We start from the raw sequence: 15772 nt of genomic DNA on the forward strand, positions 1-15772 counted from the left end.
GTAGCCCCCTCTTACCGGTACAGCAGGTACGGCCGGCGAGTCCGTTGGAACTTGGCGAGCTCGTCGCGCCAGGATTCGACGATCTCGTCGGTACCCGCGCCTGCGTCCACCATGGTTCTGAACCGTTCGGAGCCGGTCAGCTTGTCGATGAAGTGGTCCTCGCGCCAGCCGAACACCTCCGGGTACAGCCGCCGCGCTGTCACCAACATGGCGACGGCTGTGCGGATCGCGTCGAAGCTGCCCGGCCGCGTCACCGTAACCTGCACGCCGCCACAGGTCTGTCCGGTGAACTTGTGATATGTGGGCACGAAGTAGCCCTCCCGGAACACGGCGCCCGGCAGGTTCTGCGATTCCAACGCTTCCCGCCAGCGCCAGTCGATACCAGGGGCGCCGACGATTTCGAAAGGACGGGTCGTGCCCCTACCTTCGGAAAGGAGCGTGCCCTCGAACAGACAGGTTCCCGGGTACACGAGAGCGGTGTCGGGAGTGGGCATGTTCGGGCTGGGCGGTGTCCACGTCAGACCGGTTTCGGCGAACAGCAGGTCCCGGTGCCAGCCCCGCATCTTGATCACGTCCAACTCGGCCAGCCGATCTCCGTCAGCGGGCAGGAACTCGCCGTCGAAGTGGTGGGCCAACTCGCCGACCGTCATGCCGTGCTGCTGGACAATCGGCTTCCTGCCGACCCCTGAGCTGTAGGCCGGGTCGAGCATCGGCCCGTATGCCGCGCCTCCCACCGGGTTGGGCCGGTCCAGCACCACGAACGACGCCCCGGTACGGGCCGCCGCCACCATGGCGGTGTACATCGACCAGATGTAGGTGTAGAAGCGTGCCCCTACATCGGCGATGTCGAACACCAAGGTGTCCACGCCTGCTTTCTTGAGCAGCCTCGCCAGCTTCTCGGAGTCGGCGCCGTACACGTCGTACACCGGTACCCCGGTGCGTGGGTCGGTGTAGTCCCCCTCGGAGCCACCCGCTTGCGCGCTGCCGCGGAATCCGTGCTCGGGGCCGAACGCCGCGGCGGGTGCAAGGCCCGCCTCGACCAGTGAGTCGACGATGTGGTCGTGATTGGACAGCACGCCGGTCGGATTGGACAGCACGCCGATCCTGCGCCCGGACAGCTTTCGCCAGCTGTTTGCCGCGAGGATGTCGGCACCCGGGACGACGCTTCCGTGCCGCTTCGGCTCGGGCCGCCCGCCCACGTGTGGGGAAGCAGCCGTCACGGCCGGGCAGGCGAGCGCACCGGCGGCGAGGAAGAGTCTCCTGTTGATGCTCACCAGGTAAGTCCATGGCCGTAGGGGTAAAGGACGGTATCCGGGTCCTGCCCGTGCGGCACGTCCACGGGAAGCTTGCCGCTCGGTGCCCGTTCACCCCGCAGCACCTTCGCCAACGACCGCATTGACACCGCGCGCCAGTCGTAGGTGGTTACCCACGTCGGCGCATCGGCGTAGCCCGCGTCGTAGGGCTCCCGCACCGCCACCGCCACCACGGGCTTCCCTGTGGTGAGCAGACGGTTGACGAGGTCACGCTGACCGGGGTTTCCGCGCAGGTCGTTGGTCAGCACCACCACGACGGCCGCATCGCGAGCCGCACTAACCGCGCGGGTCACCGTCGCCGCGTCCGGATCGGCGCCGGTCGCCAGCGCCTTCGCCGTCGTACCGAGGCTCTGGGCGAGCGCGTGCACGGGCTCGGCCGGATAGCCTGGATACTCGGGTCGGTTCCACCCTGTGACGAGCAGCTGTCCGGAGTCGCGCCCGACCGGTAGCAGGCCCGCCTCGTCGCGGAGCACGGTCGGCGCGCTGTCCGTGACACGCTGGACGCTGTCGAGATTGTGTGGTGTCCCCACCTTGTCGGCCACCGCCCGCTCTTCGACGAACGGCTTCGCGACGATGCCCCGGCTGTGTTTCAGTTCGAGTATGCGTCGCACGCTGGTGTCGATTCGGCTCTCGGTCAGTCGCCCGCCCCGCACCGCGGCGAGCACGCTGTCGATCGCGAGCGGAAGGTCGGGTGGCATCAGCATCTGGTCCACGCCTGCCTCGAGCGCGAGCACCGGGATCTCCGCGTCCGGGTGTAGCTGGCGCACACCCCGCATCCGTAGCGAATCGGTGACGACAACCCCGTCGTAGGCGAGTTCTTCACGAAGCAGCCCTGTCATGATCGGCTTTGACAGCGTGGCAGGCTCGCCCGAAGGGTCGAGGCTCGGAACGGAGATGTGAGCGGTCATGATGGCGTCGACGCCCGCATCGACGGCTGCCCGAAACGGCGGTAGGTCCGCTGCTCGCCACTGCGCCTCGGTGCGGTCGATCCGGGGCAATCCCGTGTGGCTGTCGGTCCCGGCGTCCCCGTGGCCCGGAAAGTGCTTGGCCGCGGCCGACACGGTCTCGGCAGGCGTTCCGTCGTGCTGGTAACCCTCAACCTGGGCGGCCACGAAACGCGCGGCCAGGTCGGGGTTCGAGGAGAACGAACGGGAACCGATGATCGGATTCAACGGGTTGGAGTTGACATCGGCCGTCGGGGCGAAGTTCTGGGTGATGCCCATGGCGCGCAATTCCTTGCCACTGACCGCGGCCATGGTTCGGGCACCGGACACGTCGCGGGTCGCGCCGAGTGCCATGGCACTCGGATACTCGGTGGCGGGTTCGGCGACGCGCGTCACCCTGCCACCTTCCTGGTCGACTGACAGGAGCAACGGGACGTGCTCTCCCGAGGAGAGTGCGGCGCGCTGCAGGCCGTTAGACAGCCTCGCGACCTGCGCCGGGTCCTCCACGTTGTCGGTGCCGGAGTGGTTGAAATAGATGACGCCACCGACTTGATAGCGGCGCACGACCTCGGCGGGCGTTTCGACGCCGTATCGTCGTTGGTTCTCAGGGTGTGCCTCGTGGGCGGATTTGCCCCACACGTCCACGGCGAACAGTTGGCCGACCTTCTCCTCGATGCTCATGCCGCGCAGCGTCCGTTCCACCCAGTCGTCACCCGCCGTTGTTCCGCCGCGGTCCGCAGCCGCGGCCTCATGAGCGGAGATCGCCCGAGGCATGGTGTGGGAAACCGTCATAGCGAGTAGTACGGCGAGTACGACGGCACGACTTCTCCACGGCCGAGCGGTAACGGTGGTCAACAGCAGCCTCCCAGCTGATGCTCCCGTGGATTTCTCACAGGAGCGTGCAGATATTTGGAAAGCTACTGACGTGGCCGGGTGAGGTCAACGATGTTCGCCGTCGGCGGAGGGTTGTGGCGAATGGAGGTTGCCGAGGTTGCCGGAACGAACACCGCGGCGCCCGCCGATCGAGGATCGACGGGCGCCGCCAGCTAGCGCGAACTGTTCGGGCGACCAAGCGTGCAATTCGTGTCGTCGGTTGTTGGGTCTCGGCGCCCGGCGTCCCGATGCGCAGACCCTTGACGACAAGCCTCCCGCGGCGAGCTCCGCGTGGGTACCCGACGTCCGCGCACGGAGGCCTTTCGGGGTGAAGCAGGCTTCTCTTCCGCCTGCTCCCTGGCCGACAAGACGTCCGCACCTTCTTTGTAGCTCAGTGACGGCCATCACTTCAAGGGTGCGACCGGGTGCACCGTTACAGAGTCGGTTTGAACTGCCTTCTCGGTCGCAACCAGGTATTTTGGTCCTAGGTGTGAACCCGGTACGTCGATCGCTCAATCCCTGCGCTTGCGGCGGGACAGTCCGTACAACGTCGCGCCCGCCGCCACGGCACCCATCCCCAGACCCACGGCGACGGCTGTGGCCGACGGTGACGGTAGTCGCGCACGCAACGACACCGGGTTGCTGAACGAGTGCACCGGCCAACCACGTTCGGTGGCGAGCTTTCGCAGGGTTCGGTCCGGGTTGACGACGTGCGGGTTGCCGACGACCTCCAGCAGCGGGAGATCGGTGCTGGAGTCACTGTATGCGTGGCAGGACGCCAGATCGTACCCGTGCTCCGAGGCCAGCTTCCGGGCCGCGATCGCCTTGTACTCGCCGTAGCAGTAGAAATCGAGGTCGCCGGAGTAGCGCCCGTCGACGATGCGCATCCGGCTACCCATGCTGTGAGTGGTGCCGAGCATCTCTGCGATCGGAGTGACAACTTCCTCGCCGGTGGCGGACAGCACGATCACGTCGTGGCCGGACAACTTGTGCTGTTCGATGAGATCGGCCGCCTCCGCGTATACCAGCGGCGCCACCACGTCGTGCAGTGTCTCGTTGACGACCGACCTGACCTGTTCGACATCCCAGCCTGCACACAGTGAGGAGATCTCGGCTCGCAGCCGTTCCGTTCTGTCGGCGTCGGCGCCGGACAGCGCGAAGACCAGCTGTGCGTACGCGCTCTTGAGTGCCGCGCGCCGGTTTATCAGCCCTTGCCGCAGGAACGGCTTGCTGAAGGCGAGAGCACTGGAGGAAGCGATGATCGTCTTGTCGAGATCGAAGAACGCCGCTACGCCGGAGGGGGCGCGGGCTTGGGTTACGTCGCTGTGGTCGGCCACGTCCCCACGATAGGTGATCTAGTTCAGCGATGGCCGCCGCTCGGTGTCGCGAAACGCTATGGATGTTCCGCGCCAGCCAACGCCCGGATGGCGTTACAGTTGAGGGGTCCGGTGTAACTCCGGCCGTTCAGTTCGACCCCCGGAACTGAACACAGGCGGCCCCCGTTCCTCCCCCTGGCGGGGGCCGCCTCCGACTTTCCCGGCACTGGCTGTCCACAAGGGGTGACTTGTCCACAGGCGCCGGTTAGGTCTGTTGTGGCGTCGAGCATCGCCCGCTGATCGTTGTGCTGACCACCGAGCCGCTGGGAGATGTGATGGCCGACAACCACCCGCTCGTCGTGGCACACGACGAGGCCGTACGCGAAGAGATCCTGAGGCTGGCTGCAGCCGCCAGGTGCCAAGTCGACTACGTCGCCGATCTCGGCGAGGCCGGTCACCGGTGGGCGAGCGCACCTCTCGTTCTGGTTGACGAGGCGGCGGCGACTCGCCGCCGCGAGGAGCTGCTTCGCAGGGCTGGAGTGTTGCTGGTGTGCGACGAAGCCCCCAGCGGATCGGCCTGGCGACTGGCCTTCGAACTTGGTGCCGACGATGTCGTCGTGCTCGCGCAGGCCGAGGCAGGGTTGGTCGCCGCGCTCGCGGATGCCGCCGAGCAACCCAGTGCCAGGCGTGGGCAGGTACTCGCCGTCGTTGGCGGAAGGGGCGGTGCCGGTGCCTCGGTGCTGGCCGCGAGCGTGGCCGTCTCCGTGTCGAGAGAGCGTGGCAAGGCACTGCTACTCGACTGCGATCCACTCGGTGGCGGCATCGACCTCCTCCTCGGCGCGGAGAGAGACGTCGGACTGCGTTGGCCCGGGCTGCGAGTTTCGGCAGGGCGCGTGTCCATTGCCGAACTGGAGGCGGCACTGCCACGAGTGCGTAGGGGCGAGGGAACGCTGGCTGTGCTCTCCTGCGACCGTGACGGCCCTGGTCCCGCGCCTGGTGCTGTCGCGGCGGTGGTCGAGGCGGGACGACGAGCAGGCAGGGTCGTGGTGTGCGACCTGCCCCGGCATCTGGGGCAGGCCGCCGCACAGGAGGTCATCCGGCGCGCTGATCTCGCTGTGCTCGTTGTGCCCGCCGAAGTCCGTGCCTGCGTCGCCGCGAAACGCGTGTTGTCTCAACTGAGCGGGAGTGCGGTGCCCACCCAGGTGCTGGCCCGCGGCCCCGCGCCCGAAGGCCTCACCGGTTCCGATGTGGCAGCGGCGGTCGGCGCGCCGCTGTTGTGCTGGATGAGTCCGGAGCGCGGGTTGTCCCATTTCCTGGAACGTGGGGTGTTCAACCCTCGGCCGCGTGGCGCGCTCGGCACCGCTGCCCGCAGCGTGCTGCGAGCGCTCGGCGGGGTGGCCTGCGCTGCGGACGGTGCGGTGGCGCCGGACAGCCGTCAGCCGTTGAAACCGCCGTCCACATCGATCGTGGCTCCGGTGACGTAGCTGCCGCCCTCACCGGCGAGGTAGGAAACCGCGGCCGCGATCTCTTCGGGTTTCGCGAAGCGGCCCAGCGCGGTGACGGCGGCGATAGCCTCGGCATTCGGCCCGTGGGCCGGGTTGCTGTCGGTGTCCGTAGGGCCAGGATTCACCAGGTTGACAGTGATCGCGCGAGGGCCGAGTTCGCGTGCCAGTGCCCTGGTCATGCCGATGAGCGCGGATTTGCTCGTCGAGTACGCCCACAGGCCCGGAAACGGTGCCCGCTGCGACACATTGCTGCCGATATTGATGATCCTGCCACCGCGCGGCAGATGCCGAACAGCAGCCTTCGTCGCGGCGAACGGGGCTCTGACATTCACCGCCATGGTGCGCTCGAAGTCGGCCAGCTCCAACTCGGCAACGGAAGCCACAGTGAACACCGCTGCGTTGTTGACGAGGATGTCGAGCCTCCCGAGCGTTTCCGCTGTGGTGTCCACTGCGGATTCGACGGCGGCGAGATCGACGCTGTCCGCGTGAAGCACTAGCGCGCGTCGGCCCATGGCTTCGATCTTCCGCGCGACGATATGCGCCTGTTCTTGACTGCTGCGGTAGGTCAGCGCGACATCGGCTCCGTCATCGGCCAGCCGCAGCGCGACGGCAGCGCCTATCCCCTTGCCACCACCGGTGACCAGCGCGACCTTCTGCTTCGGAAGTTCTTTCATGGCAACCATCCTGATCCTGATCAGACCATGACACCGGCAGGAAACGGACATCTAGTTGCCGCCCGCTGTGGAGCCTTACGGATGCTCCTGGCGAGTTGTCCACATCGGTCCGGTTGTCCACAGGCCATCGACTTGGCTGTGTTCCAGAGTCGTTTCACCAGCCATCGTGGACAGCGGGACCGGCGAACTGGAACAAGTCCCAATCGCAAGGCCGGTCGAAGGGGGTGAGGAAGCTGAGTACCGAATTGGTCGAACGGGTGCGAAGACGGCTGGCCGACTCTGGGGCAGGCACGGACCCGACGACGGTCGCCGAAGCGGTTCGCGCCGAGGCGGGCGGGGTTGCCGGCCAACTCGATGTACTGGACGCGCTCAAGCTACTGCGGCAGGAGTTTGTTGGAGCAGGCCCACTGGAGCCACTGCTGATGCGACCGGGCGTGTCCGACGTTCTCGTCACGGCGCCGGACGAAGTGTGGCTGGAGGACGCGGATGGGTTGCACCGTACCGACGTTCGCTTCCCCGACGAGGAGGCTGTCCGCAGGCTAGCGCAGCGACTGGCATTGGCCGCCGGGCGCAGACTCGATGATGCCCAACCATTCGTCGATGGCTGGCTTCCCGGTGCGGGCTGGCATGGGCGAGTTCGGCTCCACGCGGTCCTTCCGCCGATCGCCCCGCAAGGCACCTGCATCTCGTTGAGGGTGCTGCGTCCGGCGGCACATGATCTTCGCTCATTGGCCGACATGGGTACCGTCGGCGAGGACGGTCTCGCGTTGTTGCGCGGCATCGTGGCCGCGAGGCTGGCCTTCCTCATCACCGGCGCCACGGGATCGGGCAAGAGCACCCTGCTTGCTGCCCTACTCGGTGAGGTCGCTCCGCAGGAGCGAATCGTTTGTGTAGAGGATGTCGGGGAACTTCAACCGGCTCACCCGCAGTTCGTCCGCCTGCTGGCGCGCCCGCCGAATATCGAGGGAGCGGGAGAGGTAACGCAGCGGGAACTCGTGCGGCAGGCCCTGCGCATGCGGCCCGACCGACTCGTCGTAGGAGAGGTCAGGGGACAGGAAGTCTGCGAGCTGCTGAACGCACTCAACACCGGCCACGAGGGAGGTTCGGGCACGCTGCACGCGAACTCGCCCAGTGAGGTGCCCGCCAGGCTGGAGGCGCTCGCCGCCCTCGGCGGGCTTTCCAGGAGCGCTTTGCACAGCCAACTCGCCCCCGCCCTCCACGTCGTGCTGCACATGCGTAGGCGGCCCGCTGGACTCAGGGTGCTGGCGGAAGTGGGCGTCGTTCGTCGAGACAGCATCGGAGTCCGTGTCGACCCCGCGTGGCGCCCACAAGGATGGGCCGAGCATGCGACTGCGCTCACCGACGTGCTCGCCGGGCGCGGTGTCGTTCTGACCGCGACGGGAGGTGCGGCGCGGTGCTGACCTTGTCACTGCTGATGGTCGCGCTTGGTCTGCTGTGCTGGCCGGCATCCCTTGCCACCCGCAGGCTTGCCCGCCTTTCACCGAATCGCAGCTCGCTGCTCGGGAATGGCCTGCTGTTCGTTCGCCACCGACGAACTGTGCTGCTGGGGGTGGCGGTGGCGGTCATGGGATGCGGTGTCGCGGTGTTCGGCATCGCCGTGCCGGCCGCTCTCGCCCTGCTCGCGGGAGCGGCCTGGTGGCACCGCCGGGCGCAGAGGCGGACAAGGGCCGCCGTGGCGGGCACGGCGGCCCTTGTCGAGGCGGTGGGTGCGCTAGGCGACGAACTGCGGGCCGGGGTGCACCCGGCGGTGGCCGCGGAGTCGGTCGCCATGGAGTCTTCGGAGCGGACCGCGGTCGTATTGCGTACCGTTGCCGCGGCAGAGCGCCACGGCGGTGAGCCGAAGCCTGATACCGATTCCGTACACCACAACGGCGTGACCGAGGAAGTACTCGGGCAATTGGTTCGTTGCTGGGTTCTCGCCCGTCGACATGGGCTTCCGCTGGCAGGCGTTCTCGAAGCCGTCCGGCGTGACGCGGAAGCGGTGGTGCGGCTGGCCAGACAGGTAGACGGGAAGATGGCCGGGCCACGAGCCAGCGCCGCTGTACTCGCGGCACTGCCACTCGCGGGTGTTGCGCTCGGTGAGGCCATGGGCGCTCATCCGGTGCGAGTGTTGTCCTCGACGCCAGTGGGACAGGGGTTGCTGGTCGTCGGGGCCTGCTTCGTGTTTGCCGGCGTTGTCTGGAGTGCCGCACTGACTACTCGGGTGGTGGCGCGATGACCCGGGCGGCCCTTGTCGCCGCACTGCTCGGCGTCGCCCTCCTGGTTGTACGCGCGCCCGCGGTGCGAAGGCTGCGGCGGGTGCTCTCGACTCACGACAGTCGATGGCGCATCAACGTACTGGCATCGCTGCGCACGCCGTCCGGGCGCGCTGCGGTGGCGGGTGCGGCTGTCGCCGTTGTGACGGTCGTACTGGGGGCGTCCCTCACGAGTCTGGTGCTCTCCGTCCCGTTGGGCATGGCGACCTTCGGCCTGCTGCGAGTCGTCAGCCGTGCGAGGAGTGCGAGGGGGCCGAGCGGCACCGAACGGTTGCGGATCGCGATGACGGCTGACCTACTCGCTGCGTGCCTCTCCGCGGGGCTTGCGGTTCCGGCGTCGGTGCGGGCGGTTGCGGGTACCGCGCCCGCGCCGGTGGCTACCGCACTCCTTTCCACAGCCGAGTTGCTCGCGCTCGGTGCGGAACCGGCGCAGGCGTGGGAACCGGTGAGGAACTGTCAGGCGACGGCCGAGTTGGCACGCGCGGCTATCCGAACGGCGCGATCGGGCAGCGCACTGTCCGGAGCCGCGACCGCGCTCGCAGAGCGGGTGAGGGCTGCTGTGGCCGACGAGGCGGAAGCGCAGGCGCAACGTGCCGGAGTGTTGATTACCGCTCCGCTCGGCTTGTGCTTCCTCCCCGCGTTCCTGTGTCTGGGCGTACTCCCGGTGGTGATCGGACTCGCGACGCGGCTCGACATCACCTGACCAGTCAAAGCAACAGAAAGGGAACACCCATGACACCCCTTGTGTCAACCTCGAGATCAAGGTTAGGCCGTGAGCGGTTGTTTGATGCGTTGTTGGGCGCCGCCGTGCAGCGCCGGGTCGTAGGGCGTGCGGTTTTGCCAGCAGCGCCACATGACCCGGACCCAAGCGCGAGCCAGGATGCGGGTGGCGTGTGGGTGGTCCTTGCCGCTGGCGCGGGCACGGTCGTAGATGTCGGCGGCCCACGGGCTGCAGAAGCGGCTGTTGGCGGCGAAAGTGGTGATGGCCACGCGCAGGCGTTTGTTGCAGGCCCAGCGGAAGGACACGCCGCGTTGCTTGCCGGAGGCTTTGGTGACTGGGGTGATTCCGGCCAGTGCGGCGATGGCGTCGGGATGGTCGAACACCTCGCGGGCATCGCCCCATTCGGCCAGGATCTGGGCGGCGTTGATGGTGCCAGCGCGGGGGAAGGACCGGAACACCTCGCCGTCGGGATGGGTATCCATCCGCTCGGTGATCGAGCGGTCCAGCGCTTTGATCGCCGTGTTGAGGGCGGTGAGTACGCCGACCTGGGCCAGCACGGCGTCACGGATGCCCTCGCAGGTGGTGGGGTCGGTCGTGCCGCCCGGTGCCGAGCGCAAGCGAGCGAGCAGGACCGCGGCGGGCTTCTTACCCGAGTAGCCCTGTTTGGCGCAGAAGGCGGCCAGCCGCTTCTCGGTGAGGCTGGCGGCCGAAGCGGCGGTCGGGTACCTGGTGAGGAAGGCCAGGGCGATCGCGGACTCGATGTTGGCGAATACGGCCTTGGCGCCAGGCCAGTGGGCATCCAGCAGCGCGGCGAGCTGGTTGACCGCGGCCACCCGGGCCTCGACCAGCTCAGTCCGGGCGCGGACCACGGTGCGCACTGCCTTGGTGTGACCGGACAACGGCGGGGCGGGGCGCAGCCGGTGGATGCGCACCCGCAGGTAGTCGGCGATCACGTGCGCGTCGCCGGGATCGGACTTGGCGCCGGAGAGGACCTCGGACTCGCGCCAGGTCTTGATCGCGTTGGGCTTGACCGGCATCACCGGGTGCCCGGCCTCCAGCAGCGCGTCGACCAATCGGCCGTCCGGACGCTCGATCGCGACCGGCATGTCCTCCGGCTCGGCGTGCTTGTCCAGCCGGGCGGCCAGACCGGTGAAGCCGGCGGCGGTGTGGTCGATGGTGAACGCGGCGACCTTGCGGCCGTCCCGGTCCAGCACGCACACGGCGTGCTCGGCCGCTGCCCAGTCGATCCCGACAAAGAACAACGGCCCGTCATGCTGCGGCAACTGTGTCGCCTTCCTGCTCGCACGGGGCAGTGGCCAGGCGGAGGCGAGGGAACCGACAGCAGAGTGGTCACTAACCGGCGCTCTACGGCGCGTCCCTTTGTCATCGCTTCGCGGTTCCGGAGAAGCCGGGGACGGCAGTGTCATGCAAGCCCACGAGGGGCGACCGAACCAGGCCGTCACCCCGGCTTCCGCCTGGTTCCTACCACATCCGCCGTTCTGGCGTCTGCACGGAAGAGAGTGCACTAGTGACCGGGCTGAAAACGCTGCTACGGCGTGACATCTCACGACTGAGAGCTCTCGACGGACCGGACGAGGGCATGAGTACCGCCGAATATGCCATCGGCACGATTGCCGCGGCGGCGTTCGCCGCGGTGTTGTACGGCATCGTAACCGGCGATTCGATCGTCTCCGCGCTGACGTCTCTAGTTGAACGCGCGTTGGCCGTGGAGTTCTGATGTGGTTCACGATGCCGCATGTCGCGGGTGCGTCCGGATGGGTGGGCCAGCGGGACCGGGGCGCGGTCACGGTTGAAGCTGCCATGGCGTTGTGTTCGCTCGTACTGGTCTTCGGGGCAGTCCTGAGCGGGGTCGCCGCGGCCACTGACCACCTGCGTTGTGCTGACGCAGCGAGTGAAGCCGCACGGATGCTCTCGCGTGGTGATCGAGAGCGGGCCGAGGAGGCGGTGCGGCTGCTGGCTCCGGACGGAGCGCAGTTGGACGTCGAGCAGCGAGGTCGGGAGATCGCGGTCGCTGTGCGTGCGGACGCGGCCGGTGGCCTGTTGCCAGGTGTCGATGTTCGGGCCGAAGCGCATTCGGAGGCGGAACCCGGAGTCGAGGTAGTGGGCGATGCGGGCCGGTAGCCGTCCTCGGGACGGGGGAATTGCGACGGTGTGGGCCGCGATCGCCGTCGTGGGCCTGATGGTCGTGGCGTACGTGGTTTGGCTGCTCGGCGGGGCGATGCTGGCACGCCACCGGGCGGGCGGTGCGGCCGACCTGGCCGCGCTGGCGGCGGCGGGGCATGCCGATCGTGGTGTCGCGCAAGCCTGTGCGCACGCTCGGCAGGTCACCGACCGGATGCATGGTGCGCTAAAGGAATGCCGACTCGACGGTTGGGACGCGCTCGTGGTGGTCGAGTTGACCCCGCCGGGCCCGCTCCAGCCGCTCGGCCTGGCCACTGGGCGAGCAAGGGCCGGGCCGGTGGACGGTCATGACACCAACGGATGAAGGCAACTTACTGACCGGTCGGCCGGAGCGGTGGCCGGCGAGCAGCGGTCGTTCGCGTGCGGTGAACGGCATCGGCTCTATCCGGCGAACCCAACAGCGTCACATCGGCCCAGGTGTGCGACCCGGCCAAAGGTCCGGCGACGCCGGCTATCCGCAGTCGAACCCGGTCACAGCGACGACGATCGACAAAGCTGTTTCAGTCCGGCCGTTGTGTTCGTGCTCACTCATCGTCCAGTGATTACCGGTTGTCGAGTGGCGCTGTTGGTGAGCCTGCAACTTGCCGTTAAGTGAAGTGTGCACCGCGGCAGAGGCGGTGGAGGGTTCTGAGGAGGCTCGAGAAAGACATGTTGGACACGGAGTGGCCGGACAGCTGGCGCGGCGCCTTTCGCATCGAACTACGGGCGGAGGCGATCGGCTTGGCGTGGCGAGGCTGGCCGGTGCTCCCAGGTACGTACCCGGAAGGCGGTGACAGCTCAAAGCCCTCCGGAGGCTGGATTATGCCGACTCCGGCGCACGAGGACTGGCACAAGCGGCTAGGTGCACACCCGCAGCAGGTCGCGGCGTGGTGGACCGGCAGGCCCTACAGCCTGCTGGTGGCCACGGGCACGATGGTGGATGCCGTCGAGGTGGACGGCAGGCTCGGCAAGCGGGCGGCCAAGCTGCTCCGCGCCACGGGACAGCCCGCCCCGATCGTGGCGATGCCGAACGGCAGGTGGCTGTTCCTGACCACTTCGGCCGAAGGTGTGCCGGGGATTCTGGCGGAGCACGATGACGTCAGGTGGCACGGCGAGGGAAGTTGGGTCCCACTCCCACCGACCCCGTTCGAGCACGGCGTGGTGCATTGGCGCGTCAAGCCGGAGATCTGGGGTTGGCGCCTTCCCACTGCGGGAACCGTGCATAACGTGCTGGTGCGAGCGTTGCTGGGGGAGTCTGCCGAGCAGCCTTCCGCTCAGCCGGTTTTCGCGGCGGGGTCCTCGGCAGCATGAACCACGGAGTGACCGTACCGGGCGTCGTCGCCGCCGTTCAGCGCCCCGAGCACGATGTCCAGTACGGTCACCGCTCCTGCCTTGTCCAGCGGTTCGTTGCCGTTCCCGCACTTGGGCGACTGAACGCAGGACGGGCAACCAGCCGGGCACGCACAGGCGATGATGGCCTCTCGCGTCGCGGCCAACCATGGGGCGAGCGCGGAGAATCCGCGATCGGCGAATCCCGCACCCCCGGGATGCCCATCGTGCACGAACACCGTTGCCTCCCCGGTGTCGGCGTGCAACGCGGTGGACACCCCGCCGATGTCCCAACGGTCGCACGTCGCGAACAGCGGTAGCAGGCCGATCGCCGCGTGCTCGGCGGCATGCAGGGCGCCGGGGATCCGCGCCGGTTCGAGACCGGCGCACCCCGGTGCCCTGTCGTCTCCGCTCAACAGGGCGTCGCTGATCGTGTACCAGACAGCACGGGTTCGCAGCACACGTTCGGGCAGGTCCAACGGTACGTGGTCGATGACTTCCCCCGATGGCAGTCGGCGCAGGTAGCCGACGACTTGTGAGGTTACCGCCACCTCGCCGAGGCCGACCGTCACGCCGCCGTAGGCCTGCTTGTGCACGGTGTCCAGCACGGCGATGTCCACCACCTCGCGGGCCGAGGTGTTCCATTCCGGGTCCTCGGCGTGCACCAGAGCCAGGCCGCTTTCAAGGTCCAGCTCGTCCACCACGTACGACGATCCCTGGTGCAGGTACACCGCCCCGGGGTGCACCGTGTGACACGCCCCGCCCGGGTCGACGGTGCCAAGCAGCCGCGAGGTATCCGCCTCCACGACCGCGACCTGTTCGCCGCCCGACCCTCTGATGTCCACTTCGTGCTGCGGACGGTCCCTCGATGTCCAGTACCAGCCACTCGGTCGCCGCCTCAGCATTCGATCGGCCACGAGGTCGTCGACCACCTCCCTGGCCACTTCACCGCCGAACGCGTCCAACTCCTCGGCCTTCAGCGGCAGTTCGGCGGCGGCGCACGCGAGCTGCGGCGCCAGCACGTAAGGGTTGGCCGGATCCAGCACCGTCGTCTCCACCGGCCGCTCCAGCAGCGCCGAAGGGTGGTGCACCAGGTAGGTGTCCAGCGGGTCGTCCCTGGCGACGAACAACACGAGCGCGTCGTCCCCTGCTCGTCCCGCCCTGCCCGACTGCTGCCAAAACGATGCCAACGTGCCCGGATACCCGGCTAACACCACCGCGTCCAGCCCCGCGATGTCCACACCGAGTTCCAGCGCGTTGGTCGTTGCCACGCCGAGCAACTCACCGGACAGCAGCGCTGCTTCCAACGCCCTCCGCTCCTCAGGAAGGTAGCCCGCACGGTATGCGGCGACCCGTCCGCTGAGCTCGGCATCCACTTCCGTCAGTATTCGTTTGGCGCCGAGCGAGGTCAGCTCCGCACCACGCCTGGAACGGACGAACGCCAGTGTCCGTGCTCCTTCGACGACCAAATCGGCAAGGATTCGGGCAGCTTCGGCGCCAGCCGAGCGCCGCACCGGCGCGCCGTTCTCGCCAGCGAGTTCGTCCAGCAGCGGCGGTTCCCACAGTGCCACCGTTCTCGCACCGCGAGGCGAGGCGTCATCCACCACGGCGGCGGCAGGCGCGCCGGTGAGCAGGGCGGCGAACTCGGCGGGTTGGGCAGTGGTGGCGGAAGCGAGCACGAAGACGGGGTCTGCACCGTAGTGCCGTGCGACGCGGCGCAGCCTGCGCAGCAGCAGCGCGACATGTGAGCCGAACACGCCACGGTAGCCATGGCACTCGTCGACGACGACGTAAGTGAGCTTGCGGAAGAACCGTGCCCAGCGGGCATGGGTCGAGAGCACGCCGCGATGCAGCATGTCCGGGTTGGTGAACACCCACCTGGCATGGTCACGAACCCAGTTCCGCTCCGGTATCGGCGTGTCACCGTCGTAGGAGGCGGGCCGGATGCCGTCGAGACCCATGGACCGGACGGAACGCAGTTGGTCGGCGCCGAGTGCCTTGGTGGGCGCCAGGTACAACGCGGTGGCTTTCGGGTCTTCCAGCAGGCTCGACAGCACTGGCAGCTGGTAGGCCATCGACTTGCCGGACGCGGTTCCGGTGGAGATCACGACATCGTGGCCGGACCAGGCGAGTGAGGCCGCCTCCACCTGATGCGTCCACGGGCGTTCCACCCCGCTGCGCCGAAGCGCCTCCACGACATCGGCGCACGCCCACTCGGGCCAGCTCGCGTGGCGCGGCAGCCGCTCGGGCAGGTGAGCGACGTGGGTAACGGGATTGCGTTCGTCAGGTATGCCCGCCGTCACCCGGCTCAGCAACTGCTCGGCCGTCAGACGCCGCAGGCGCGGTCCGCTCATCGTGAGCCGTCCCGTGATCCGGATGGCGCCCCGTAAGCGGCGAGACCGGTGTGAACGTCGACTGTTGGGCGACCTCCAGCACGCACAGCGTGCGTCCCTACCACACGGAGTGATGTCGCCGCAGTGAGCATGGACACGGCGACGGTCCAGGGCGCGCTGTGTGTGGGGGACATGCCCGAAAGGGTCGCCATACTACGGGTTCCGCGAGCACCGAGGCGTACCCCCGCGGCAAACACGCTGGACCACTTGCTGGGCGCGGTTTCCCTGGTGGAGCGCTCGCGTGCGG

14 protein-coding genes are annotated in these 15772 nt (G+C 68.1%); 8 read left to right on the forward strand and 6 right to left on the reverse strand.

Going from position 1 to position 15772, the window contains the following annotated elements; translation table 11 throughout:
• Positions 1-11 precede the first annotated feature (11 nt).
• The 3 genes from FHU38_RS01945 to FHU38_RS01955 form a co-directional block, all read right to left on the reverse strand.
• On the reverse strand, positions 12-1274 hold the full coding sequence (locus FHU38_RS01945; protein ID WP_167165917.1) for an exo-beta-N-acetylmuramidase NamZ family protein: 1263 nt from the start codon (positions 1272-1274) through the stop codon (positions 12-14).
• On the reverse strand, positions 1271-3112 hold the full coding sequence (locus FHU38_RS01950) for a glycoside hydrolase family 3 protein (RefSeq protein ID WP_167165919.1): 1842 nt from the start codon (positions 3110-3112) through the stop codon (positions 1271-1273). The genes FHU38_RS01945 and FHU38_RS01950 overlap by 4 nt, the downstream gene beginning before the upstream one ends.
• A gap of 530 nt (positions 3113-3642) precedes the next feature.
• Entirely contained in the window at positions 3643-4467 is an 825-nt protein-coding gene (locus FHU38_RS01955) for an HAD-IB family hydrolase (RefSeq protein ID WP_167165921.1), read from the reverse strand.
• A gap of 314 nt (positions 4468-4781) precedes the next feature.
• Between FHU38_RS01955 and ssd the strand changes: the two genes are divergently transcribed.
• A complete protein-coding gene (gene ssd, locus FHU38_RS01960; protein WP_167165923.1) occupies positions 4782-5930 on the forward strand; it encodes a septum site-determining protein Ssd in 1149 nt (382 codons plus the stop codon).
• Here ssd and FHU38_RS01965 read toward each other — a convergent pair.
• Entirely contained in the window at positions 5882-6634 is a 753-nt protein-coding gene (locus FHU38_RS01965) for a 3-oxoacyl-ACP reductase family protein (protein WP_208415522.1), read from the reverse strand. The two genes, ssd and FHU38_RS01965, sit on opposite strands and share 49 nt — an antisense overlap.
• A gap of 224 nt (positions 6635-6858) precedes the next feature.
• Between FHU38_RS01965 and FHU38_RS01970 the strand changes: the two genes are divergently transcribed.
• From FHU38_RS01970 to FHU38_RS01980, 3 genes are read left to right on the forward strand one after another with little or no spacing between them, the layout of a single operon-like run.
• Positions 6859-8046: a TadA family conjugal transfer-associated ATPase gene (locus FHU38_RS01970; RefSeq protein ID WP_167175348.1), complete on the forward strand. Its 1188-nt coding sequence runs from the start codon at positions 6859-6861 to the stop codon at positions 8044-8046.
• Positions 8040-8864 carry a type II secretion system F family protein gene (locus tag FHU38_RS01975; RefSeq protein WP_167165926.1) on the forward strand — a complete coding sequence of 275 codons (825 nt, stop codon included), beginning with the start codon at positions 8040-8042 and terminating at the stop codon, positions 8862-8864. The genes FHU38_RS01970 and FHU38_RS01975 overlap by 7 nt, the downstream gene beginning before the upstream one ends.
• Positions 8861-9604, forward strand: a complete 744-nt coding sequence (locus FHU38_RS01980; RefSeq protein WP_243852181.1) for a type II secretion system F family protein — start codon at positions 8861-8863, stop codon at positions 9602-9604. The genes FHU38_RS01975 and FHU38_RS01980 overlap by 4 nt, the downstream gene beginning before the upstream one ends.
• Before the next feature lie 62 nt (positions 9605-9666).
• Here FHU38_RS01980 and FHU38_RS01985 read toward each other — a convergent pair whose 3' ends face one another.
• Complete coding sequence (locus FHU38_RS01985; RefSeq protein ID WP_167165929.1) at positions 9667-10905, reverse strand: IS110 family transposase; 1239 nt, start codon at positions 10903-10905, stop codon at positions 9667-9669.
• A gap of 245 nt (positions 10906-11150) precedes the next feature.
• Between FHU38_RS01985 and FHU38_RS26905 the strand changes: the two genes are divergently transcribed.
• The 4 genes from FHU38_RS26905 to FHU38_RS02005 all read left to right on the forward strand — a co-directional run bounded on the left by FHU38_RS26905 (position 11151) and on the right by FHU38_RS02005 (position 13114).
• Complete coding sequence (locus tag FHU38_RS26905; protein ID WP_313886638.1) at positions 11151-11360, forward strand: DUF4244 domain-containing protein; 210 nt, start codon at positions 11151-11153, stop codon at positions 11358-11360.
• On the forward strand, positions 11360-11764 hold the full coding sequence (locus FHU38_RS01995) for a TadE family type IV pilus minor pilin (RefSeq protein WP_243852182.1): 405 nt from the start codon (positions 11360-11362) through the stop codon (positions 11762-11764). The genes FHU38_RS26905 and FHU38_RS01995 overlap by 1 nt, the downstream gene beginning before the upstream one ends.
• Positions 11751-12128: an Rv3654c family TadE-like protein gene (locus FHU38_RS02000; protein ID WP_208415523.1), complete on the forward strand. Its 378-nt coding sequence runs from the start codon at positions 11751-11753 to the stop codon at positions 12126-12128. The genes FHU38_RS01995 and FHU38_RS02000 overlap by 14 nt, the downstream gene beginning before the upstream one ends.
• 344 nt (positions 12129-12472) lie before the next feature.
• Positions 12473-13114: a bifunctional DNA primase/polymerase gene (locus FHU38_RS02005; protein ID WP_167165931.1), complete on the forward strand. Its 642-nt coding sequence runs from the start codon at positions 12473-12475 to the stop codon at positions 13112-13114.
• Here FHU38_RS02005 and FHU38_RS02010 read toward each other — a convergent pair.
• Positions 13078-15486: a DEAD/DEAH box helicase gene (locus FHU38_RS02010; protein WP_167165933.1), complete on the reverse strand. Its 2409-nt coding sequence runs from the start codon at positions 15484-15486 to the stop codon at positions 13078-13080. The genes FHU38_RS02005 and FHU38_RS02010 overlap by 37 nt on opposite strands.
• Between the last annotated feature and the right edge of the window lie 286 nt (positions 15487-15772).

Source organism: Saccharomonospora amisosensis (genome assembly GCF_011761185.1).
Taxonomy (GTDB): domain Bacteria; phylum Actinomycetota; class Actinomycetes; order Mycobacteriales; family Pseudonocardiaceae; genus Saccharomonospora_A; species Saccharomonospora_A amisosensis.